The organism is Promicromonospora sp. NPDC059942 (genome assembly GCF_042731755.1).
GTDB lineage: Bacteria > Actinomycetota > Actinomycetes > Actinomycetales > Cellulomonadaceae > Promicromonospora.
On record NZ_JBHWLR010000015.1, the window covers coordinates 66614 to 86104 of the forward strand.

Annotated in this window: 23 protein-coding genes and 1 tRNA gene; 8 read left to right on the forward strand and 16 right to left on the reverse strand. The window is 73.1% G+C overall.

What is annotated here, in order from left to right:
- Positions 1 to 205 precede the first annotated feature (205 nt).
- Positions 206 to 292 (forward strand) — tRNA-Ser (locus ACFV9Q_RS21790).
- 214 nt (positions 293 to 506) lie between these two features.
- Here ACFV9Q_RS21790 and ACFV9Q_RS21795 read toward each other — a convergent pair.
- A complete protein-coding gene (locus ACFV9Q_RS21795; protein ID WP_377236133.1) occupies positions 507 to 803 on the reverse strand; it encodes a hypothetical protein in 297 nt (98 codons plus the stop codon).
- 28 nt (positions 804 to 831) lie between these two features.
- The gene (locus tag ACFV9Q_RS21800; protein ID WP_377236134.1) at positions 832 to 1020 is read right to left on the reverse strand and encodes a hypothetical protein; all 189 of its coding nucleotides are present in this window, start codon (positions 1018 to 1020) and stop codon (positions 832 to 834) included.
- 166 nt (positions 1021 to 1186) lie between these two features.
- On the opposite strand from ACFV9Q_RS21800, the gene ACFV9Q_RS21805 reads away from it, so the two are divergent.
- Both ACFV9Q_RS21805 and ACFV9Q_RS21810 read left to right on the forward strand, forming a co-directional pair.
- Positions 1187 to 1621 (forward strand): VOC family protein, encoded by a 435-nt coding sequence (locus ACFV9Q_RS21805; protein ID WP_377228101.1) that lies wholly within the window; start codon positions 1187 to 1189, stop codon positions 1619 to 1621.
- Positions 1622 to 1657: 36 nt separating this feature from the next.
- A complete protein-coding gene (locus ACFV9Q_RS21810) occupies positions 1658 to 2581 on the forward strand; it encodes an LD-carboxypeptidase (protein WP_377236135.1) in 924 nt (307 codons plus the stop codon).
- A gap of 22 nt (positions 2582 to 2603) precedes the next feature.
- On the opposite strand, the gene ACFV9Q_RS21815 is transcribed toward ACFV9Q_RS21810, so the two are convergent.
- The 4 genes from ACFV9Q_RS21815 to ACFV9Q_RS21830 are packed head-to-tail and all read right to left on the reverse strand — an operon-like array spanning position 2604 to position 4132.
- Positions 2604 to 2792, reverse strand: a complete 189-nt coding sequence (locus tag ACFV9Q_RS21815; RefSeq protein ID WP_377236136.1) for a hypothetical protein — start codon at positions 2790 to 2792, stop codon at positions 2604 to 2606.
- A gap of 57 nt (positions 2793 to 2849) precedes the next feature.
- On the reverse strand, positions 2850 to 3392 hold the full coding sequence (locus ACFV9Q_RS21820) for a toxin (RefSeq protein ID WP_377236137.1): 543 nt from the start codon (positions 3390 to 3392) through the stop codon (positions 2850 to 2852).
- A 9-nt stretch (positions 3393 to 3401) separates the two neighbouring features.
- Entirely contained in the window at positions 3402 to 3635 is a 234-nt protein-coding gene (locus ACFV9Q_RS21825) for a hypothetical protein (RefSeq protein ID WP_377236138.1), read from the reverse strand.
- A 35-nt stretch (positions 3636 to 3670) separates the two neighbouring features.
- The gene (locus ACFV9Q_RS21830) at positions 3671 to 4132 is read right to left on the reverse strand and encodes a hypothetical protein (protein WP_377236139.1); all 462 of its coding nucleotides are present in this window, start codon (positions 4130 to 4132) and stop codon (positions 3671 to 3673) included.
- Between the two features lie 248 nt (positions 4133 to 4380).
- Between ACFV9Q_RS21830 and ACFV9Q_RS21835 the strand changes: the two genes are divergently transcribed.
- On the forward strand, positions 4381 to 4788 hold the full coding sequence (locus ACFV9Q_RS21835) for a carboxymuconolactone decarboxylase family protein (RefSeq protein WP_377228107.1): 408 nt from the start codon (positions 4381 to 4383) through the stop codon (positions 4786 to 4788).
- Between the two features lie 28 nt (positions 4789 to 4816).
- Here the strand turns inward: ACFV9Q_RS21835 and ACFV9Q_RS21840 are convergent, their stop codons facing one another.
- Complete coding sequence (locus tag ACFV9Q_RS21840) at positions 4817 to 5737, reverse strand: oxidoreductase (RefSeq protein ID WP_377236140.1); 921 nt, start codon at positions 5735 to 5737, stop codon at positions 4817 to 4819.
- A 103-nt stretch (positions 5738 to 5840) separates the two neighbouring features.
- On the opposite strand from ACFV9Q_RS21840, the gene ACFV9Q_RS21845 reads away from it, so the two are divergent.
- Positions 5841 to 6746, forward strand: coding sequence for a helix-turn-helix transcriptional regulator (locus tag ACFV9Q_RS21845; RefSeq protein ID WP_377236141.1), 906 nt, complete (start codon positions 5841 to 5843; stop codon positions 6744 to 6746).
- Here the strand turns inward: ACFV9Q_RS21845 and ACFV9Q_RS21850 are convergent.
- Positions 6685 to 7065 carry a winged helix-turn-helix transcriptional regulator gene (locus ACFV9Q_RS21850; protein WP_377228110.1) on the reverse strand — a complete coding sequence of 127 codons (381 nt, stop codon included), beginning with the start codon at positions 7063 to 7065 and terminating at the stop codon, positions 6685 to 6687. The genes ACFV9Q_RS21845 and ACFV9Q_RS21850 overlap by 62 nt on opposite strands.
- Positions 7066 to 7193: 128 nt before the next feature.
- On the opposite strand from ACFV9Q_RS21850, the gene ACFV9Q_RS21855 reads away from it, so the two are divergent.
- Positions 7194 to 8084 (forward strand): NAD(P)-dependent oxidoreductase, encoded by an 891-nt coding sequence (locus ACFV9Q_RS21855; protein ID WP_377236142.1) that lies wholly within the window; start codon positions 7194 to 7196, stop codon positions 8082 to 8084.
- The gene (locus tag ACFV9Q_RS21860) at positions 8081 to 9073 is read left to right on the forward strand and encodes an NAD(P)-dependent oxidoreductase (RefSeq protein WP_377236143.1); all 993 of its coding nucleotides are present in this window, start codon (positions 8081 to 8083) and stop codon (positions 9071 to 9073) included. Before ACFV9Q_RS21855 ends, ACFV9Q_RS21860 begins: the two co-directional genes overlap by 4 nt.
- Here ACFV9Q_RS21860 and ACFV9Q_RS21865 read toward each other — a convergent pair.
- From ACFV9Q_RS21865 to ACFV9Q_RS21880, 4 genes are all read right to left on the reverse strand, one after another.
- Positions 9018 to 9980 carry an SGNH/GDSL hydrolase family protein gene (locus ACFV9Q_RS21865; RefSeq protein WP_377236144.1) on the reverse strand — a complete coding sequence of 321 codons (963 nt, stop codon included), beginning with the start codon at positions 9978 to 9980 and terminating at the stop codon, positions 9018 to 9020. The two genes, ACFV9Q_RS21860 and ACFV9Q_RS21865, sit on opposite strands and share 56 nt — an antisense overlap.
- Position 9981: 1 nt before the next feature.
- Complete coding sequence (locus ACFV9Q_RS21870) at positions 9982 to 11187, reverse strand: glycosyltransferase (protein WP_377236145.1); 1206 nt, start codon at positions 11185 to 11187, stop codon at positions 9982 to 9984.
- A 1-nt stretch (position 11188) separates the two neighbouring features.
- Positions 11189 to 12295: a glycosyltransferase family 4 protein gene (locus ACFV9Q_RS21875; RefSeq protein ID WP_377236146.1), complete on the reverse strand. Its 1107-nt coding sequence runs from the start codon at positions 12293 to 12295 to the stop codon at positions 11189 to 11191.
- A gap of 199 nt (positions 12296 to 12494) precedes the next feature.
- A complete protein-coding gene (locus ACFV9Q_RS21880) occupies positions 12495 to 13811 on the reverse strand; it encodes a hypothetical protein (protein ID WP_377236147.1) in 1317 nt (438 codons plus the stop codon).
- 101 nt (positions 13812 to 13912) lie between these two features.
- Here ACFV9Q_RS21880 and ACFV9Q_RS21885 point away from each other — a divergent pair, with 101 nt between their 5' ends.
- Positions 13913 to 15142, forward strand: a complete 1230-nt coding sequence (locus ACFV9Q_RS21885; RefSeq protein WP_377236148.1) for an Nramp family divalent metal transporter — start codon at positions 13913 to 13915, stop codon at positions 15140 to 15142.
- Between the two features lie 55 nt (positions 15143 to 15197).
- On the opposite strand, the gene ACFV9Q_RS21890 is transcribed toward ACFV9Q_RS21885, so the two are convergent.
- The 4 genes from ACFV9Q_RS21890 to ACFV9Q_RS21905 form a co-directional block, all read right to left on the reverse strand.
- Positions 15198 to 16112, reverse strand: a complete 915-nt coding sequence (locus tag ACFV9Q_RS21890) for a DUF4097 domain-containing protein (RefSeq protein WP_377236149.1) — start codon at positions 16110 to 16112, stop codon at positions 15198 to 15200.
- Positions 16112 to 16771, reverse strand: a complete 660-nt coding sequence (locus ACFV9Q_RS21895; RefSeq protein ID WP_377228119.1) for a LuxR C-terminal-related transcriptional regulator — start codon at positions 16769 to 16771, stop codon at positions 16112 to 16114. Before ACFV9Q_RS21895 ends, ACFV9Q_RS21890 begins: the two co-directional genes overlap by 1 nt.
- A complete protein-coding gene (locus ACFV9Q_RS21900) occupies positions 16759 to 18162 on the reverse strand; it encodes a histidine kinase (RefSeq protein ID WP_377236150.1) in 1404 nt (467 codons plus the stop codon). The genes ACFV9Q_RS21895 and ACFV9Q_RS21900 overlap by 13 nt, the downstream gene beginning before the upstream one ends.
- 86 nt (positions 18163 to 18248) lie before the next feature.
- Positions 18249 to 19469 carry an acyl-CoA dehydrogenase family protein gene (locus tag ACFV9Q_RS21905; protein ID WP_377236151.1) on the reverse strand — a complete coding sequence of 407 codons (1221 nt, stop codon included), beginning with the start codon at positions 19467 to 19469 and terminating at the stop codon, positions 18249 to 18251.
- Between the last annotated feature and the right edge of the window lie 22 nt (positions 19470 to 19491).

The following is a 19491-nucleotide window of genomic DNA, read 5'->3' on the forward strand; positions in this document are numbered from 1 at the left end:
GGACCCAGCCGGTTCCTGGGGTACGGCTGGGCTGAGCCTGTGCTCTGCTGGGAGGTGGCTGGGAGTCTTGGTGCCCGGCGGGCCGGTGCTAGGCGGCGCGGGGGCGGGCGTCGAGGGCCTGCCGGAGGCCGTCGGAGAACCGATTCGTGGAACCGGGCTCCGACCGGGTATCCTCCTACGGTCTGCTACTGATGTGGCGGGCGAAGGTAGCGTGTCCGAGCGGCCTAAGGAGCACGCCTCGAAAGCGTGTGTGGGTGAAAGTCCACCGTGGGTTCAAATCCCACCGCTACCGCACCCTGAGTGACGAACGAGCCCCTGACCCATGTGGTCAGGGGCTCTTTCGTTTGTGGTGCGCGGCGAGGTCGGCAGTTCGCAGGTCAGGTCGGCAGGTTGCATTCAGGTCGGCACAGGCCTGTGCCGACTTCGACGCAACCTGCCGACCTCGCAACGCTGGCGTGATGCCGTCTGTCGATCCGGTAGCGCCTTGCCCATGTCAGGTCGCCGGCTCAGATCCTCTGTGTGAACTCAGTTGCAAGGACGCCGGCCACGAACCGGTAGTCCTCCATGAGTGGGCCCACGAGGTGCGTCCGCCCCTCGAAGTGCTCTCGTAGTCCCTTGGCGAGGTCCTCAGTCCTTGCGTCGAGATCGCCTGAGCGCTTGGCGCTACGTCGCTCGAATGATCGCCAGCGCCGCGCGGCGACGGCGATCACTTCGTTGGCGTTCTCTTCGCGGACGATCGGCGAGCCGCTCCGGCAAAGCTCAAGCAGAGCTGTCCGAGTGGCTTCCTGAACGACCTGATCCATGCGTGCAGGATCGCACGGGGCCGGCGCCCTACCAGGACGCGTCGGAGATCGTGCGCCCGATGCTGCGGAAGAGCCAGATGACGCCGCGGACGAGGTTGACGATCAGGCTGACGAGGTCCAGGGCCTCCAACACCCGGCCCAGACCGCGACCGAGAGCTCGGAACGGTCGTCCGACCTGCTGCCAGAAGCCCTTCCTGGGGGTGTCGGCCGTCGTCATGGCCGCACACTCCCACTCGGCGCTTCGGCGAACAATGGATGTCCGGGGTGATTCCAGTGCCTCGGCGGGCACCGCAGGTATCAAGGGGAACGCGGTCACAGATGCGGCGGCTGTCCGGTCGGCATGTCGGCGGCTCGCCGAGGCCGCCAAGGACAGGAGCAGCAGCGTGAGCACCGACGATTTCCCCGCCCCTGAGCAGGGGCTGGTCGTGACCCATTTTCTGACCGTCCGCGACGTCGCGGTGTCGCGTGAGTTCTACGCCGACATCTTCGGCGGGCGGGTTGTCCGGGCAGAGAACCCCGCGACCGTCCGGGTGGCCAACACCTGGATCATCATGAATCCCGGCGGCGGACCGACCCCGGACAAGCCCGACGTCGTCCTCACTCCGCCGGAGCCAGGCGACCCGGTCTCGGCGTTCCTCAACGTCCGGGTCGCCGACATCGCGGGGTTCTACGCGGACGCGCGGGCGAAGGGCGCGTACTTCCTCACCGAACCCCAGGATCGCGGGGCTGAGCTGCGGTGCTACCTGAGTGACCCGGACGGCTACCTCATCGAGATCGGGCAGACCACCGGCCTGCTGCACGGGATCACCGCGGACTGATCAGCACCCTCGCGCCGAGCGGGTAACGTCCGGGGCATGTCGCGCGTCGCACAGCCCCGGCCCCAGGTAGCACCCCTCCGGAGGCTGGAGCCCGGCGACGCCGTCGCGCTCGTCTCGCCGGCGAGCTGGAGCGACGAGTCCTGGCTGGCGGAGAGCGTCGCGACCGTCGAGTCGTGGGGCTTCAAGGCGCGTCTCGGCAAGCACGCCGACGACCGGTTCGGCTACATGGCCGGCGGTGACCCGGAGCGCGCGTCGGACCTCAACGTCGCGATCCGGGACCCGGAGGTCCGCGCCATCCTCACCCTGCGCGGGGGAAGCGGGAGCCTTCGCCTGCTGCGCGACGTCGACACCGACGCGCTCCGGGCGGACCCCAAGCCGCTGATCGGGTTCAGCGACATCACCGCCCTGCACCAGGTCTGGCACCAGGCGGGCGTCCCGTCGGTCCACGGCGCCGTGGCCGGGACGCGGGCGGAGACCGTGCTGCGCCTCCTGCGGGGCGAGACCGGTGAGCCGGTGCGCAGGGACAACGGCCAGTACGGCGCGTATCTCACGACCACGGGCACGGCCTCGGGGCCGCTGTTCGGCGGGAACCTCGAGATGCTCGCGCGCAGCGTCGGCATCGTCGACAACGATCTCGACGGCCACGTCCTGCTGCTGGAGATCCACCGGACGGTCGGCCTCGGGATGGTCGACCGCGCCCTGACCCAGCTCCTGCTGTCCGGGGCGCTCGACGGGATCTCGGGCGTGGCGGTGGGCACGCTCGAAGGGTTCGACGACTACGAGGACCGCGGCTGGAACGTCCTGGACGTGCTCAGGGACCGGCTCAGCCCGCTCGGCGTGCCGATCCTCGCGGGTCTCCCGCTCGGGCACCTGGAAGACCCGGTCTCCGTGCCGCTCGGGGTCGAGTGCGAGCTCGACGCGGACGCCGGCACGCTGACCGTCGCGGCGCTGAGCGCCTGACCCAGCTCGGCGGAGCCTAGGCCTAGGCCCCGCGGCGACCCGACAGCTTGTCCGTCACCCAACGTCCGACCTTGCGCAGGTCGGCGACGAGATAGCGGAACTGCCCGAGCTGCGTCCGCAGCACGTCGACCTGACGGCTCGCAAATGTTGCTCGGGGCGTGTCCCCGAGGCGACTGAGCTCTTTTCCCTCAAACTTCGCGTCGTCCGGCATGTGGGGATCGTACTGGGATGCCCGGTATGTGTCCGCTGCCGGTCCACGAGCCCGGGCTCACCCCAGCACGGCCTGCTCCAGGAACGGGTCCGTCTCCCGCCGGGACCGCAGCCGGTGGAACGTCACGTGGGCGTTCGCCGGGTCGGTCATCGCGGCGCCGTAGCGCTCGGGGTGGCGTTTGCGCTGGTCCCACGACCAGCGGACGATCGTTCCCTCCCGCCAGGGCGCGAGCGCGTCGCCCCAGGGCTGGCGGTTGCCCGTGCCCGGCCAGAGCTCGGCGCGGCTCACCGCCAGCGACAGCGTGCGCCGGTACACCTGCGCCATCACGAGCGGCGTCGGCGGATCGATCCAGACGACGGTGTCGGCGCGCGCCCAGATCGCGGGGCGCAGGTCCGAGTAGTTGCCGTCGACCACCCAGGCGTCGTCGGTGAGCACCCGCTCGACGTCCCGCACGAAGTCCTCCCGCGGACGCGGGGTCCACGCCGGCCCCCAGTAGAGCGCGTCCAGCTCCACGTGCCGGACGTCGAGGCGTGCCGCCAGCCGTCGCGCGAACGTGGACTTGCCCGACCCTGCTGCTCCGACCACCGACACCCTGCGCACCGGACGACGTTAGCCCGGCCGCGCGCCCGTGCCGTCAGGATTTTCGACGTGCACGGCCTCGTCGTCCGGGGCGTCCGGCACCGGGGACCCGTCGTCCGGCACCGGGGACCCGTCGTCCGGCACCGGGGACCCGTCGTCCGATACCGGGGTCCCGTCGCGCGGCGGGTCGAACCACCGCGCCAGCTCCCGGTCCACCACCTCCTCGGCCCGCCGGATCCAGGATCGTTCCCAGGGCCACCGCATCGGTCCCCAGCCCGCCCGCCTGAGGCTGTCGTCCCTCATGGGCGGCCGGCCGGGAGCGTGAGCATCGCCAGCGAGCCCGCGACCAGGGCGAGCACCGAGAGCGTCACGCACACCCAGGTCAGGATGTACGTCGTCCGCAGCACGTACTCGTTGAAGGCGACCCGGATGTACAGGGCGCGGAAGAACTCGAGGTCGGTCCGGGCGGCGTCCCACTGCTCACGCCGGGACCGGGCGAGCGTGGCCGTGACGTCCGGCTCGCGGATGCGGTCGGCCATGTACAGCACGACCGTCGCGACGGCCGCCAGCGCCAGGATCGCCACGCCCACCGTCGGCCAGAGACCGGTCGTGGCGCCGGCCTCCCAGGCCGTCGCGTTGATCGCGAGGGAGCCACCGAACGCGAACGTGGCGATGACCTTCTCCCCGTCGACGCGCCATCGCTGGTGGCCCAGGGCTCGCTCCAGCGCCCGCTCCGCCGTCGCCCGCAACCCTGCGTCCATGGGGTGATTCTTCTGCGCCGTCCGTTTGCTGTCGAGACGTACTGAGATGCCGGGTTCGGCCCTGACCAGCACTGTTGGGGCTCTCGGCCTCGGAAAGACCGGTTGACCTGGGCATATATCACCCGCGAGATCTTGCATCCCCGGCCCGTCATGGGCTGGACTGGGGATCGCGCCCACAGGCGCGTGCCCTTGTGGCCATCGAACGAGCCCACAGCACCCCTTGCCGGCAGCCCAGAAGGAGAAAATCGATGTCCGAGAACGAGACGTTGCGCGCGGAGCGGTTCGCATCCGGCAAGGCGGCCCTCGACGCCATCCATGACGACGCGGGCCACGGGGTCATCGAGTCGCTGGCCGACATCGCGCCCGAGCTCGGGCACCAGATCGTCGCCTGGGGGTACGGAGACATCCTGTCCCGGTCCGAGCTCGACCCGCGGGAGCGCCAGCTCGTGACGCTCGGGATCCTCACCGCGATGGGCGGCAGCGAGCCGCAGCTCGAGGTGCACATCGGCGCCTCGCTCAACGTCGGGCTCACCCCGCAGCAGATCATCGAGGTCTTTCTGCACAGCTCCGTCTACTGCGGGTTCCCGCGGGCGCTGAACGCCGTCGCCACCGCGAAGCGCGTGTTCGCCGAGCGCGGTCTGCTGCCGCTGACCTGACCGACCCGGCCGGCCGCCGGCTCGCGACTCAGGGGAACGCCACCCCGGTCAGCTCCTGCGCGATCGTCCACAGCCGCCGTCCGACGGCGGGATCGGTCGCCTCGGCGGAGGCCCGCACCTCCGTGACGCGCCCGCGGACCTCGCGGAACCCGCCGGGGCCGAAGAACTGCCCGCCGTGCACCCCGGCCGCCGTCGCTGCGTGGAGCTGGGGGAGCGCGCCGCGCTCGACGGACTGGGTCACGAGCAGGCCGATCCGCGCCGCCCACCAGCCGGCCCGGCCCCTGTCCTCCCAGGCGCGCGGCGTGAGGTTCGTGCCGGAGAGCCCGGGGTGGGCGAGCGTGCTGAGCACGGGCGAGCCCGCGGCGCGCAGGCGCCGGTCCAGCTCGATGCCGAACACTGTGTTCGCGAGCTTCGACGCCCCGTAGGCCGGGGAGGCGCGGTAGCCGCGCTCGACCATGAGGTCGTCGAAGTCGAGGTGCGCGGTCTTGTGGGTGATGGAGCTGAGCGTGACGACGCGCGGCGCGTCCCCGCGGGCGAGCAGCGGGAGCAGCAGGCCGGTGAGAGCGAAGTGGCCCAGCATGTTGGTGCCGAGGTGCAGCTCGAAGCCGTCGGACGTCGTCCGCCGCGGCCCCAGCAGCACGAGCCCGGCGTTGTTGACGAGCAGGTCGACCTGCCCGGTCTCCTCGGTGAGGCGGTCGGCGAACGTCCGCACCGACGCGAGCGAGGCGAGATCGAGCGCCCGCACCCGGAGCTTGGCACCCGGTACGGCGGCCGCGATGGCGCGCGCGGCGTCGTCGCCCGCCGCGACGTTCCGGACGGCGAGGACGACGTCGGCGCCGTGCCGGGCGAGCTCGGTCGCCGTCACGCGCCCGAGGCCGGAGTTCGCCCCGGTCACGACGGCGAGCCGGCCGGTCTGGTCAGGGATGTCGGAGGCGTTCCAGGAGTTCATGGTCGGCGACGCTAGATCGCGCCGCCCGCGCGCCACGCGTTCTCGCCTCCCTCGGTCTGGCAGGACCACCCTGGCCGTAGGGCAGGAGCGCACACTGGGGAGCATGACGGCGGAACAGACCTACGCGCGCGAGCTCGGCGACTTCCTGCGGTCCCGGCGCGAGCGCACCACGCCGGAGGACCTGGGGCTCGAGCCCGGGCCGCGGCGCAAGGTCGACGGGCTGCGCCGCGAGGAGGTCGCGATGCTCGCCGGCCTGAGCACCGACTACTACCAGCGCCTGGAGCAGGGCCGGAACGTGCGTCCGTCCGACGCCGTGCTCGACTCGCTCGCGGACGCCCTGGAGCTCGACGAGATCGAGCGGCGCCACATGCTCATGCTGGCGCGGGCCACACGACAGCCTGCGCCGCCCGTCCGGCGTCGGCCGGAACGGGTGCCCGCGAGCACGGCGCGCCTGCTGCCCCACATGGGCGTGCCCGCCGTCGTGCTCGGCCGCCACCTGGACGTCCTCGCCTGGAACGACCTCGCCGCCGAGCTGCTCGGCGACCCGGCGGACTACACCCCGGACCGGCGCAACTTTCTCATGGCACTCTTCGACGACGACGGGGCCCGGCTGCACTGCGCGGACTGGGAGGCCACCGCCCTCGACTACATCGGGATGCTGCGCGTCGCCGTCGCGGCCGACCCGGACCATCCCCGCGCCGTCGCGGTCGTGGGCGAGCTCAGCATCCGGAGCGCGGAGTTCCGCCGCCTCTGGGCGCGGCACGACGTGCGCGAGAGCGTGCACGGCGCCAAGCTGATCCACCACCCGCGGGTCGGCGACATCGCGATGGAGTGGGACGCGTACCCGCTGCCCGGCAACCCGGGACCGGTCATGGTGGTGTTCACTCCGCAGCCCGGCGCCGCCGACGACCAGCTCCGCCTGCTGGGCAACCTCGCGGGCACCGACCTCAGGGCCGCGGCAGCGCCGCCGCGTCGCGGTGCTCGACCAGCTCCGACCGCTCCCGCCTGAGCCGGTCCACGCCCCAGGCCCCGAGCGGCGCGAGCGCGGCGTTCAGCGTGCGGCCGTGCTCCGTCAGCGTGTACTCGACGCGCGGCGGCACCTCGGCGTGCACCCGCCGGTGCACCAGGCCGTCCGCCTCCATCTCGCGCAGGTGCTGGGTCAGCATCTTCTCGCTGACGCCCGGGAGCCCGCGCCGCAGCTCGGCGAACCGGCGCACGTCGTGCTCGTCGAGCTCCCAGAGGATCAGGCCCTTCCACTTGCCGCTCACCACGTCGAGCGCGGCGTCGATGCCGCAGATGTAGGGGCCGTTGCGGGGTGCCTTCGCCATCGTGTGCTCCTCGGGCCCGGAGGTGCTTACCAAAAGGTAAGTACCCCAGTAAATAGTGGGTACTTCCACGATGGTACGTCGCCCGGTGAGCATGGTCAGGTCCCCACCGACCTGAGGAGTTCCCCCGAATGACCACCCCTGGAAGCACCGGCGTCACGGTGCTCGGACTGGGCGCGATGGGCAGCGCCCTGGCCGTCGCGCTGCTCGACGCCGGCCACCCCACCACCGTCTGGAACCGCACCCCCGCCCGCGCCGCCGCCCTGTCCGCCCGCGGGGCCACGACGCCGTCCGACCTCGCAGGTGCCGTGACCGCGCACCGGCTGGTCGTGGCCTGCCTGCTCGACCACGCCTCCGTGCACGAGACGCTCGACCCCGTGATCGGCGCGATGCGGGGGAGCGCGCTGGTCAACCTCACGACCACCACCCCGAACGAGGCGCGCGAGCTCGCCGAGTGGGCGGCACGGCACGGCGTCGACTACCTCGACGGCGCGATCATGGCCACCCCGCCGATGATCGGCACCGCCGAGGCGTCGATCCTGTACAGCGGCTCCGCCGAGGTGTTCGACGCCGTGCGGCCCGTGCTCGACCGCTGGGCCACCAGCACCTACGACGGCGCGGACAGCGGCCTGGCCTCCCTGTACGACCTCGCGATGCTCTCGGGCATGTACACGATGTTCGCGGGCTTCCTGCACGGGGCCGCGATGGTCGGCTCCGTGGGCATCACCGCCACCGAGTTCGCCGCCCGCGCCACGCCGTTCCTCAGCGCGATGACGGCGGGCTTCGCCCACGACGCCGCGGTGGTCGACGGCGGCGACTACACCGTCCCGGGCCAGCAGAGCCTGGACTTCTCCGACCTCGGCCACATCGTGCGGGCCAGCGAGGAGCAGGGCGTCGACCCCGCACCCGTCGCCGCGGTCCAGGAGCTCATCGGCCGCCAGCGAGCCGCGGGCCACGGCGCCGAGGGCTTCGCGCGGCTCTACGAGAGCCTCCGGGCCGGCCGGGCGGAGGCCGTGCGATGAGCGACTCCGTCACCGTCACCGTCATCGGCCTGGGGCCCATGGGCCAGGCCATGGTCCGGTCGCTGCTGGCCGCGGGCCACCCCGTCACCGTCTGGAACCGGACGCCCGGCCGCGCCGCCGACGTCGTCGCCGCGGGCGCGCGGCTCGCGGCCACGCCCGCCGACGCCGTGGCCGCGAGCGACCTGGTGCTCCTCAGCCTCACCGACTACCAGGCCATGTACGACATCCTCGGGCCGACGACAACGCCGACGACAACGCCGACGACAACGCCGACGACAACGACGACGACCACGACCCCGGCACCGCCGGCGCTCGCGGGCCGCACGCTCGTGAACCTCAGCTCGGACTCGCCCGACCGGTCCCGCGAGGCCGCCGCCTGGGCCGCGGAGCACGGCGCCCGGTTCCTGACCGGCGGCGTGATGAACCCTGCGCCGATGGTGGGCACGGAGGCGGCGTACGTGTACTACAGCGGCCCGGCCGAGCTGCTGGAGGCCCACCGGGCGGCGCTCAGCACGATCGGCGCACCGCGCTACCTCGGGGCGGACCCCGGGCTGGCGCAGCTCATGTACCAGGCCAACCTCGACGTGTTCCTCACGGCGCTCGCGGCGCTGATGCACGCCACGGCGCTGCTGGAGACCGCGGGCGTCACGGCGACGGCGTCGATGCCCGAGCTGATGCAGACCCTGTCCGGTACCGCCGAGATGCTGGAGGTGGGCGAGAACCCGGCCGCGCAGCTCGAGGCGGGCGAGCACCCGGGGCACCTGAGCACCGTGACGATGATGGGCGCGACCGCCGACCACATCGTGGCCGCGAGCGAGGCCGCGGGGGTCGACACCGGCCTGCCCGCCGCGGTCCGCGCGTACTACACGTGGGCCCGCGAGCACGGTCACGGCGGCGACAACTGGACCCGCATCATCGACGCGATGCGGCCGGTCAGCCCCGGCCGATCCGCCGGCGGGGGTCCAGGCCGGAGTCGGCGAGGCTCGTGACCATGCTCCCGGGCTCGAACGCCCGCTCCGAGCGCAGGTCGTGCACCACGGAGCGGAGCAGGCCCGGGAGAAAGTCGCGTCCCCGGCGCACGCACCACGGCAGCCCGGCCCGCAGGAGCCAGACCAGTCGCTGCCGCGCCGACGGCGGGTCGGGCGCAGCGGGCAGCCGGGTGGCGCGGGCCGCCGCCGCGTAGGCGGGATCGACGTCGGCCAGGGCGGTCGCGACGCCGAGCGCCAGCCGACGGTGCCCGGCGGGCGAGGGGTGCACCCGGTCGATGTGCCAGGCCTTGGCCCCGGCGGGAGCGATGGCCTCGACGGCGTCGACGACGACCACCCGGCCGGGCCGGGCCGCGGGCGAGCTCGGTCCGTTGCCCTGAGACCGGTCGGTTGACGGACCGATCTCGGTGCGACCGACCGAGCTCGACGGGGGCGGCAGCACGGCCGCCGCGACCTCGTCGACCGCCGCGTTGATCAGTGCGACCCGGCGCCGCATCACGTGCCGGACCAGCCGGGGCGTGAGCTCGAACAGGCCGATCACGGGGAGCCGCACGAGCACGACGTCGGTCCCGGCGCGGCGCAGCTCGCCGACGCAGCGGTGCAGGTCGGCGAGCGTGAACCGGGCGTCGAAGTCGCTGCGCAGCACGTCGTTGCCGCCCACCAGCACGGTGGCGAGCCGGGGGCGGAGCGCGAGCGCGGCGTCGAGCTGGGTGTCCGCGACGTCGCGGGAGCGGGCGCCGTTGGTGGCGAGGTTCGAGAACTCCGCCACGCCGAGCACGGCGGCGAGGTGCGCGGCCCAGCCGGGGCCGTGAGCGGCGTCCGGGCCGACGGTGTCACCCACGCCCGCGGTGATCGAGTCACCGAGGGCGACCAGTCGGAAGCAGCTCTCGCGTCCCGCCGGCGCCGTCATCTCACCGTCGCCCCCCGGCGCCGACGTCGGCCAGGTCGAAGGCCTTGCGGGAGTGCAGGTCGAGCATCGCGTCGCCGGTCGCGCTCCACGGGAAGAGCTCGGCGCGAGCGCGGGCCTCCTTGCGCCGCACCTCCACGTCGCGGTCGAGCACCTCGTGCAGGGCGAGGGCGAGCGCCGACGCCTCCGGCGGTGCGGCGGCCCCGGCGGTGCCGACCACCTCGGGGAGCGCGCTCGACGAGCTGCAGACGACGGGCGTCCCGGAGGCCAGGGCCTCCAGCGCCGCGAGGCCGAACGTCTCGATCGGCCCGGGGGCGATGACCGCGTCGGCGCAGGTCAGCAGGGTTGCGAGCCGGTCGCGGTCCGGGATGAACGAGAGGAACCGGTGGGGGAGCCCGGCGGCCTCGGCCCGGCGCCGCATCTTCGGCAGGAGCGGTCCGGAGCCGGCGACGACGAGCCGCACGGGGCGTCCGTCGCGCACGAGCTGGGCGGCGGCGTCGATCGCGAGGTCGGGCCGCTTCTCCGTGGACTGGCGGCTCGCGAGCACGATGAGCGCGGTGCCGGGCGGCGCGTACTCGGCGCGGGCCTCGGCCGAGTACCGGTCGGGCCGGAAGCGTTCCAGGTCGACCCCGAGCGGCACGCGGTACAGCGGCGGCAGCCTGGTGCCCCGCACGCGCTCGGCGAGGCGCTCCACCTCGCCCGCGGCGAAGTGGGTGGTGGCCACGAGCCGGTCGAACCGGGTGAGCGTGGCGAGGTTGTACCGGTCGGCCACCGCGGGCGTCACCGCCGCGCCGAACTCGGCCGCCCAGCCGCCCTCGGCGCCGCCGGGGAGCCAGGACCGCAGCACGCCGTCGACCCGCTCGTGCAGCATCATCAGCGACGGGATGCCGGCCTCGCGGGCCCAGTCGCCCAGGCCGGCGAGGGTGGTGCGGTCGCTCACCTCGAGGCGGTCGGGTGCCAGCGTCTCCAGCAGCCCCCGCATCTTGCCGGGCCGCACCACGGCGCGGTACCCGCCGCTGAACGGCACGCGCGGCGCCGCCAGGCTGACCACGCGCACCCCGTCCACGTGCGTCACTCCGTCCCGCCTGTCCGGCACGACGAGCACGGGTTCGTGCCCCCGGGAGAGGTACTGCCCGGCCATGGCGTGCATCGCAGTTCGGATGCCCCCGGAACGAGGGCTGTAGAAGTTCGCGACGTGGACGATTCGCAAGTTATACCTCCGCTGAGCCGGCTCTCGCGTGCACCCGGATCGCGTCGTCGTAGTGCCCCATGAGCTCGGAGCAGATGTCGTGCCACGTGCGGCCCTCGGCGCGCTCGCGCGCCGCGGCCCCGAAGGCTCGCCGCTTGCGCTCGTCGCCCACCAGGTCGACGACGCGGGCGCGGAGCGCCTCGTGGTCACCTGGAGGGTACAGCCAGCCGTCGTGGGAGTGCCGGACGATGTCCAGCGGGCCGCCCGCGGCGGGCGCGACGACGGGCACGCCGCTGGCGTGCGCCTCCTGCAGCGTCTGGCCGAAGGTCTCCAGCTCGCCCGGGTGCACGAACACGTCGAGGCTCGCCATCGCCCGGGACAGCTCGGCCCCGCGCAGCAGCCCGGTGAAGTGGGCGGCCGGCAGGACGTGCCGCAGCTCGTCCCGCTCGGGCCCGTCGCCGACGATCACGAGGCGCACGTTCGGCAGGTCCTGCACCACGCGCAGCGCCTCGACCTGCTTCTCGGCGGCCAGGCGGCCCACGTAGCCCACGAGGATCTCGCGCCCGGCGCCGACCTTCCGCCGCCAGGCCTCGTCCCGGAACCCCGGGTGGAACGACTGCGTGTCCACGCCGCGGCCCCACAGGCGCAGGTTGGGGATGCCGTGGTTCTCGAGCTGGCGCATGGTCGCGGTCGACGGCGCGAGCGTCATCGTCGCGCGCTCGTGGATGTCCTTTACGCGCTTCCAGAGCAGCGGCTCGAAGTGGCCCAGGCCGTACCGCGCCGCATAGCCGGGCACCTCGGTCTGGTAGACGGCGACGCTCGGCAGGCCCAGCCGTTCGGCGGCGAGGATGCCGCGCCAGCCGAGGATGAAGGGGGAGGCGAGGTGCACGACGTCGGGCGCGAACGTGGCCAGTGTGCGCTCGGTGCGCCACTTCTTGCCCACGACCAGGCGCACGTCCGGGTACCCCGGGAAGCCGATGGAGCCGAGCTCGACCACGGGGGCGCCGCTCACGAAGGGCGGGACGTGGCCGATCGACGCGTCGGCGTCGGGCGCGAGGACCATGGCCTGGTCCCCCCGCTCGTGAAGGTGCTCGAGGACCCGCAGGACGGAGTTGGTGACCCCGTTCACCTGCGGGAGGAAACTCTCCGCAACGATGGCTACTCGCACGCTACGAACCTGCCGGTCGTCGATGTCCGGACGAAGTCCTCCGTGCGGCGAGTCGGGGAACGGGTGGCGTCGAGACGGTAACCGCTACACACGAAGTCACAATCCTGACCGTAGCGGAGCCACCACGCCCCTGGCATGGGGAACACCCCTGAAGTGACCCTCAACTCGTTCTGGTCGGCACCTTGCGGGCAAAGGCGAGCTGCGAGAGGCGGACGAGCGCGCCGACGAGCAGGGCCACCAGCAGCGCGTTGCGCAGGGCGCCGACGCTCGTCGCGAAGGGCCAGCCGCCCAGGAACTCGCCGTACCGCAGCGGGTAGATCTCCATGGTCAGCCGGGCCACGATGAGCGTGCCGACGGCGGGCACGAACCATGTGCGCCGGGTGCCCTGGCTGCGGCTGCCGAGCGCGATCGCCGCCGCGACGGGCGGGCCGATCCACGCGATGAACTGCGGCGAGCCCACCTTGTTGAAGACGATCAGCGCGAGCAGCTCCGCGGCCGCGCCGACCAGCAGGATGTCGCCGACCCGCTCGGGCCGGCGCCGGGCCGCCCACCAGATCAGGGCCGCGATCAGGATCGCGGCGAGCGGGAGGGCGACGTCGAGCGCCTGCGCGACGGCGTCGGCGCCGTCGCCGAGCACCTCGTAGGTGTAGATGACGTCGTCGTACTCGACCTGGATCGAGGAGTCCCACAGGCGGGCCACCGTGAACGGCGTGGCGGCGACGGCCTCGACCTGGAGCTGCCGGTCGCCCTGCTCGCCGAACACGTCCAGCACGTTGTCCTGCCCGCCGCCCGCGAAGGCGATGCCGATGACGACGGCGGACACCGCCGCGCCCGGCAGCACCACGTTCCTCAGGAAGGCCTTGGCGTCCCTCGCCGTGGCGGCCAGCGCCAGGGCCACCGCACCCGGGGCGATCTTGATCCACGCGCCCACGGTGGCCAGGGCCATCGCGACGGCCGGCCGCTTCACCGCGATGAGCAGCGCGACGAGGATGATCGGCGCGAGCAGGCCGTCGAGGCGGCCGATCCAGATGGGCCCGAGCATCACGAGGAAGAACAGCCAGAACCAGACGGCGGCGCGCCCGTGGGGCTTGGCCCGGCCGAGCAGGGCGACGGCCCCGGCGTTGGCGGCGGTGACCATGCCCATCCACACCCAGTCGTAGGCGACCGTGGTGTCGGTGAACAGCGCGGGGACCGTCATCGGCCCCAGGGCGCCGAGCGGGTAGACCCAGGCGTAGGTGAACACGGGCCACGAGCCGGTGTTCATGCCGTTGCGGACCCACCACTCGTACAGGTTGACGTCGCCGAGGATCTGCCCCCCGAAGACCCAGGTCTGGAAGATGATCCAGGCGTGGGTGAGGGCGAACGCGACCCAGAGGGCCGGCCAGGACGAGAGCACGCGGACGGCGGACCGCAGGATGTCCTGGCCCACGGCCTTGGGCGATGTCGACAGGTCTGACGGGCTCGGCACGGGCCACATCTTTGCACTGATCGAGGATCGCGTCGGCGATCGGCCCGGACGGGTACAAGTTCGGACATTCGCGAGTTAGAGTTCGGGTACCCGAACTTTCTGGAGCCCAGATGACTCGCACCGCCGCGCAGCCACGCACCGGCCGCGCCCGCCTCTTCGTCCTGCTCGGACCTGCCTTCGTGGCGGCCATCGCCTACGTGGATCCCGGCAACGTGGCCGCGAACCTCACCGCGGGCGCGCGGTTCGGGTACCTGCTCGTCTGGGTGCTCGTGGCGGCCAACGCGATGGCGGTGCTGGTGCAGTACCTGTCGGCCAAGCTCGGCGTGGTCACCGGCCGGTCGCTGCCCGAGGTGCTGGGGGAGCGGCTGCCCCGCCCGGCGCGCCTGGCGTACTGGGCGCAGGCCGAGGTCGTCGCCGCGGCGACCGACCTCGCCGAGGTGATCGGCGGCGCCATCGCGCTGAACCTGCTGTTCGGTGTGCCGCTCGTGCTGGGCGGCGTCATCACCGGGGTGGTGTCCCTGCTGGTGCTCGCGGTGCAGCAGAAGCGCGGCCAGCGGGCGTTCGAGGGCGTCGTCACCTCGATGCTCGCCGTGCTCACGGTCGGCTTCTGCGCCGGGCTCTTCTTCTCGCCGCCCGACCCGGCCGCCATGCTGGCCGGCCTCGTGCCCCGCCTCCAGGGCGCCGATTCCGTGCTCCTGGCCGCGTCCATGCTCGGCGCCACGGTGATGCCGCACGCGATCTACCTGCACTCCTCGCTGGCCCGCGACCACCTGCACGCGCCGTCCACGTCGGTGCCGCGCATCCTTCGCGCCACCCGCGTCGACGTGGTGCTGGCCCTGATCCTGGCCGGGAGCGTGAACATCGCGATGCTGCTGCTCGCGGCCGCGAACCTCGCGGGCCGGGAGGGGACAGACACCATCGAGGGCGCGCACGCCGCCATCGCAGGCACCCTCGGTCCGGTCGTGGGCGTGCTGTTCGCGGTCGGGCTGCTGGCCTCGGGCCTGGCGTCCACGTCCGTCGGGGCGTACGCGGGGGCGGAGATCATGTCGGGCCTGCTGAAGGTGCGCGTGTCGCTGCTGACCCGCCGCGTGGTCACGCTGCTGCCCGCGATCGTGCTGCTCATGACCGGGATCTCGCCCACCTGGCTCCTGGTCGTGAGCCAGGTGGTGTTGAGCTTCGGCATCCCGTTCGCGATGATCCCCCTCGTGCGGCTCACCCGGGACCCCGAGCTGCTGGGCGAGCACCGGAACGCCGTGACCACCCAGGTGCTGGCCTGGGTGGTCGCGGGCGTGATCGTGGCGCTGAACGTCACCCTGCTCTGGCTCACGTTCACCGGCTGAGCGTCGGGCGGTGCGGCGGGGTGGGGCTGGGCGGGGCGGTGCGGTGCGGCGGCGTCTACTCGTCGAGGTAGGCGACGTCGCCGTTCGAGCTGCGCATCTCGACGGTGCGGGCGGCGTCCGGGTCGACTGGTCCCTCGACGATCTCGTCGCCGTTCGACGTCTGCATCGTCAGGGCCACCGGCCCGCCGTCGCCGTGCACCGTGATCCGGCCGTTGCTGGTCTCGGCGTAGACGTTCCCTGCCACGGCCGAGATCTCGATCGACCCGTTGCTGGTCGTCGCCGAGGCGTCGGCCCGCACCGACTCGAGGGTGATCCGGCCGTTGCTCGTGTCTCCGGTGACCGTACCGTCCACGTCGCTCACGGAGATCTCGCCGTTGGAGGTGGAGACGTCCACGTCCGCGCCCGCGTTCGCGACCGTGATGTCGCCGTTGCTGGAGCGGGCCGACAGCTGTCCGTCGAGGTTGATGGCCTCGACGTGGCCGTTGCTCGACTGCGCGGACACGTCGCCGGCCACGCCGCTCGCGACGACGTCGCCGTTCTCGGTGCGGATCACCACCTCCGTGTCGGCGGGCAGGGTCACGTCGAGCTCCCCGGAGCAGCGGGAGAAGATGACGGACCACCCGCAGCGGTGCGTGATCTCCAGCCGGTTCGCGGACTCGTCCGCCGCGTACCGCGGCGACCGCACGCCGCTGTGCGCGATCGCGTCGACCTCGACGTCGCCGTCGGCCGCGGTGACGGTCACGTCGCCGTCCGACACCAGCTCGACGGTCCCCGCGGCCGCGTAGGTGTGCCGGGTCGTGGTGGTGTCGGACATCATCAGGTCGACGAGGAACAGCGCCCCGAAGCCGACGACGACCACACCGAGCACCACGCCGAGCGTGGTCAGCACGCGGGCGGTCGCGCCTCGCTGCGGGGGGCCGGGCGCGTACCCGGCGTCCTGGGGGTAGCTGTCGGGAGCAGGCTGTGTCATCAGCGGGATCCGTTCTGGTCGAGCCAGCGCAGCACGGCGAGCACCCGGCGGTGGTCGTCGGCGGCCGGCGGGAGGCCGAGCTTGGTCAGGATGTTGGTGACGTGCTTCTCCACCGCGGCCAGCCCCACGACGAGGCGGTCCGCGATGGCGGCGTTGGAGCGTCCCTCGGCCATGAGCGCGAGCACCTCGCGCTCGCGGCGGGTCAGGACGTCGAGGTCGGAGCCGGGGTGGCGGGCGATGATCTGCGTGACCACCTCGGGGTCGACGACGGTGCCGCCCCCGGACACCCGGGCGACGGCGTCGAGGAACTCGTCGACGTCGGCCACGCGGTCCTTGAGCACGTAGCCCAGGCCGCGCGCGCCACGGGCGAACAGCTCGCTCGCGTAGCTCTGCTCCACGTACTGCGACAGCACGAGCACGGGCAGGTCCGGGTGCAGGCTGCGCAGGTGCACGGCGGCGCGCAGCCCCTCGTCGGTGTGCGACGGCGGCATGCGGACGTCGGTGACGAGCAGGTCGGGCAGCGGGGTCCCCGGCGTCGACAGCGCGCGGACCAGGTGGTCCGCCGTGCCGTACCCGGTCACCTCGTGCCCCTCCGCCGCGAGCAGGCGGGTGAGGCCGTCCAGGAGGAGGACGGAGTCCTCCGCGATCACGATGCGCACGGGACCTCCACGGTCAGGCGGGTGCCCGCGCCGGGCGGGCTGTCGAGCTCGAAGGTGCCGTCCAGGGCCGCGACCCGGCCGCGCAGGCCGGCGAGCCCGCTGCCGGCGGAGAGCCCGGCCCCGCCGCGGCCGTCGTCGGACACCGCGACGCGCAGGCGCACCGGGTGGTCGTCGGGCACGAGGCTCGCGTGCACCAGGACCCTGTCCGCCGCGGCGTGCTTGGCCACGTTGGTCAGCGCCTCCGCGACCACGAAGTACGCCGCGGCCTGCGCGGCCGGACTGGCGGGCGAGAGGTCGCCCGTCACCTCCACGCGCACCGGGACCGGGCTGCGGCCCGCGAGCGCGGACAGGGCGGCGTCGAGCCCGCGGTCCGAGAGGACGGCGGGGTGGATGCCGCGCACCAGGTCGCGCAGCTCGGCGAGGGTCTCCTTGATCTCGCGGTGCGCGAGCTCCAGGGCGGCGACGGCGTGCTCGGGGTCCTTGTCTGCCAGGCGGCGGGCCACGCCGAGCTCGACGCCGAGGGCGACCAGGCGCTGCTGGGCGCCGTCGTGCAGGTCGCGCTCGATGCGGCGGCGCTCGGTGTCGGCGGCGGAGACCGCCGCGGTGCGCGACTCGGTGAGCACCACGGCGCGCTCGCGGGCGGTGTGCGCGGCGGCCTCGGCCAGGCGCGTCTCCCGCTCGGCGGCGGCGGCGCGGGCGTGGGCCACCTCGGCCGCGGACGGGCCGAGCAGCACCGTCGAGAGGCGCACCATGAGGTACGACCCGTACTGCGCGAGGGCGGCGGCCGCCCAGACGAGCACGACGGCGCCGCCGAGGGCTCCGACGACCGTGGCCGGCCAGGGCAGGCCGGACCACTGCGCGAGCGCGCTGTCCCGGCCCACCAGCGTGAAGACGACGGCGGCGACCGCCGCGGCCGCCAGGGCGGTCGTGACCGAGAAGAACACGCAGGTGGTGAGCATCCCGAGGAAGGCGTGCAGCGTGGCGGCCCAGGCGCGGTCGTCGCGGACGGGCGCCCACAGCCGGGACCAGAAGGTGGGCCGGACCGGCGCCGGCGGCGGCTGCGGGGCGGGGATCCGGACGCCGGTCTGCCGGGCGACGCGGGCGCGTTCGGCCGTGCCGTACCGGCGGGCGAGGACGAGGCAGAAGGCGAGCATCGGCACCCCGATGCCGAGCGCGGGGACGAGCCCGGCCGAGACCAGGACGAGGATCCAGAGGACCAGGCCGGCCGTCAGGTGCCAGATCCAGCCCACGGCCAGCGCGGCGACGGCGCGCCGGGTCGCGGGGTCGTACGGGCCCCGGAGGAACCCCGCGCCCGAGGTCAGCGCGGGGGCTACCTGGTCCGCGAGGGTGCGGGGCGGGGGCGCCGGCGTCGGGCCGTCATCGCTGGTCATGGACACGACACTAGGCGGACCGGCGCCCCCGGCACATTGAGTGCACCCACCGGGTGCGGGTGGGGTTTTCCCTACCTACGGAGTGCTCAGGCGAAGGCGCTGGTGCCCGTGATCTCGCGGCCGATGATGAGGGCCTGCATGCTCTCGGTGCCCTCGTAGGTGTGCAGGGCCTCGATGTCGGCGAAGTGCCGGGCCACGCGGTTCTCCAACAGGATGCCGTTGCCGCCGAGCAGGTCGCGGGCGATCGACGCGATCTCACGGGCGCCGCGCGTGCAGGTGTACTTGGCGAGCGAGGCCCGCGGCCCGGTGAGCTGCTCGGCCTCGTCGAGCCGCGTCATCTGCTTCACGAGGAGCTGCATCTGCGTGAGGATCGACAGCATCTTCGTGAGGCGCTCCTGCACCATCTGGCTCGCCGCGAGCGGGCGGCCGAACTGCACGCGCTGCTTGGAGTAGGCCACGGCGGTCTCGTAGCAGGCGATGGCCTGCCCGACGGCGCCCCAGGCCACGCCGAGCCGCGTGGCGAACAGCACCCGGCCGGTGTCCTTGAACGACCGCGACTTCGGCAGCAGGGCGTCGGCCGGCACGAACACGTCGTCCAGCACGATGTGGGCCTGGTGGATGGCGCGCAGGGAGAGCTTGCCCTGGATGGTCGTGGCCTCGTAGCCGGGGGTGTCCTGCGGCACGATGTAGCCGTGGACCTGGCCGTCCTCGCCGCGCGCCCAGACCACGGAGATGTCGCCGATCGAGCCGAAGCCGATCCACTTCTTCTCGCCGTTGATCACGTACCCCTCGACGCCGTCGCGCGTCTCCTTGACCGCAGAGGTCTCCAGGCCCACGGAGTCCGAGCCGTGCGTGGGCTCGGTGAGGGCGAAGGCGCCCAGGATCTCGCCGCGCGCCATCGGGCCGGCGTACTTCTCGATCTGCTCGTCGGAGCCGAGCATCACGATCGAGCGCAGCGCGAGGCCGCCCTGCACGCCGCAGATGGTGGTCACGGAGCCGTCGCCGCGCGACATCTCCATCGCGGACAGGCCCTCGGCCATCTTGGAGATCTTCGGGAAGCCGGGCACGTCCACGCCGTCCCGCAGGAAGTCCAGCTCGGCCATGCGCTTGACCAGGTCCATCGGTACCTCGTACCGCTCCCAGTAGCCGTCGATGACGGGGAGCACCTCGTCCTGCACGAACTGGCGGACGGCGAGCTGCTGTGCCCGCTCCTCCGCCGTGATGTCGGCGAAGGCGCCGGCGAAGTCGATGTCGAGCGGCTGCGTGACGTCGTAGTCGGGCGCCGTCACTCCTGGGGTCTGAGTCATGCTCCCCATGGTGCGCCGGTAC

Excerpts from the sequence above, each read along its gene's own strand:
- ACFV9Q_RS21900 (WP_377236150.1), bottom strand. The coding sequence starts at position 18,162 with ATGACCAGCGATGACGGCCCGACGCCGGCGCCCCCGCCCCGCACCCTC.
- ACFV9Q_RS21795 (WP_377236133.1), bottom strand. The coding sequence starts at position 803 with ATGGATCAGGTCGTTCAGGAAGCCACTCGGACAGCTCTGCTTGAGCTT.
- ACFV9Q_RS21890 (WP_377236149.1), bottom strand. The coding sequence starts at position 16,112 with ATGACACAGCCTGCTCCCGACAGCTACCCCCAGGACGCCGGGTACGCG.
- ACFV9Q_RS21840 (WP_377236140.1), bottom strand. The coding sequence starts at position 5,737 with ATGAACTCCTGGAACGCCTCCGACATCCCTGACCAGACCGGCCGGCTC.
- ACFV9Q_RS21800 (WP_377236134.1), bottom strand. The coding sequence starts at position 1,020 with ATGACGACGGCCGACACCCCCAGGAAGGGCTTCTGGCAGCAGGTCGGA.
- ACFV9Q_RS21830 (WP_377236139.1), bottom strand. The coding sequence starts at position 4,132 with ATGGACGCAGGGTTGCGGGCGACGGCGGAGCGGGCGCTGGAGCGAGCC.
- ACFV9Q_RS21905 (WP_377236151.1), bottom strand. The coding sequence starts at position 19,469 with ATGACTCAGACCCCAGGAGTGACGGCGCCCGACTACGACGTCACGCAG.
- ACFV9Q_RS21885 (WP_377236148.1), top strand. The coding sequence starts at position 13,913 with ATGACTCGCACCGCCGCGCAGCCACGCACCGGCCGCGCCCGCCTCTTC.
- ACFV9Q_RS21860 (WP_377236143.1), top strand. The coding sequence starts at position 8,081 with ATGAGCGACTCCGTCACCGTCACCGTCATCGGCCTGGGGCCCATGGGC.
- ACFV9Q_RS21835 (WP_377228107.1), top strand. The coding sequence starts at position 4,381 with ATGTCCGAGAACGAGACGTTGCGCGCGGAGCGGTTCGCATCCGGCAAG.
- ACFV9Q_RS21850 (WP_377228110.1), bottom strand. The coding sequence starts at position 7,065 with ATGGCGAAGGCACCCCGCAACGGCCCCTACATCTGCGGCATCGACGCC.
- ACFV9Q_RS21865 (WP_377236144.1), bottom strand. The coding sequence starts at position 9,980 with ATGACGGCGCCGGCGGGACGCGAGAGCTGCTTCCGACTGGTCGCCCTC.
- ACFV9Q_RS21855 (WP_377236142.1), top strand. The coding sequence starts at position 7,194 with ATGACCACCCCTGGAAGCACCGGCGTCACGGTGCTCGGACTGGGCGCG.
- ACFV9Q_RS21825 (WP_377236138.1), bottom strand. The coding sequence starts at position 3,635 with ATGCGGTGGCCCTGGGAACGATCCTGGATCCGGCGGGCCGAGGAGGTG.
- ACFV9Q_RS21810 (WP_377236135.1), top strand. The coding sequence starts at position 1,658 with ATGTCGCGCGTCGCACAGCCCCGGCCCCAGGTAGCACCCCTCCGGAGG.
- ACFV9Q_RS21815 (WP_377236136.1), bottom strand. The coding sequence starts at position 2,792 with ATGCCGGACGACGCGAAGTTTGAGGGAAAAGAGCTCAGTCGCCTCGGG.
- ACFV9Q_RS21845 (WP_377236141.1), top strand. The coding sequence starts at position 5,841 with ATGACGGCGGAACAGACCTACGCGCGCGAGCTCGGCGACTTCCTGCGG.
- ACFV9Q_RS21880 (WP_377236147.1), bottom strand. The coding sequence starts at position 13,811 with ATGTGGCCCGTGCCGAGCCCGTCAGACCTGTCGACATCGCCCAAGGCC.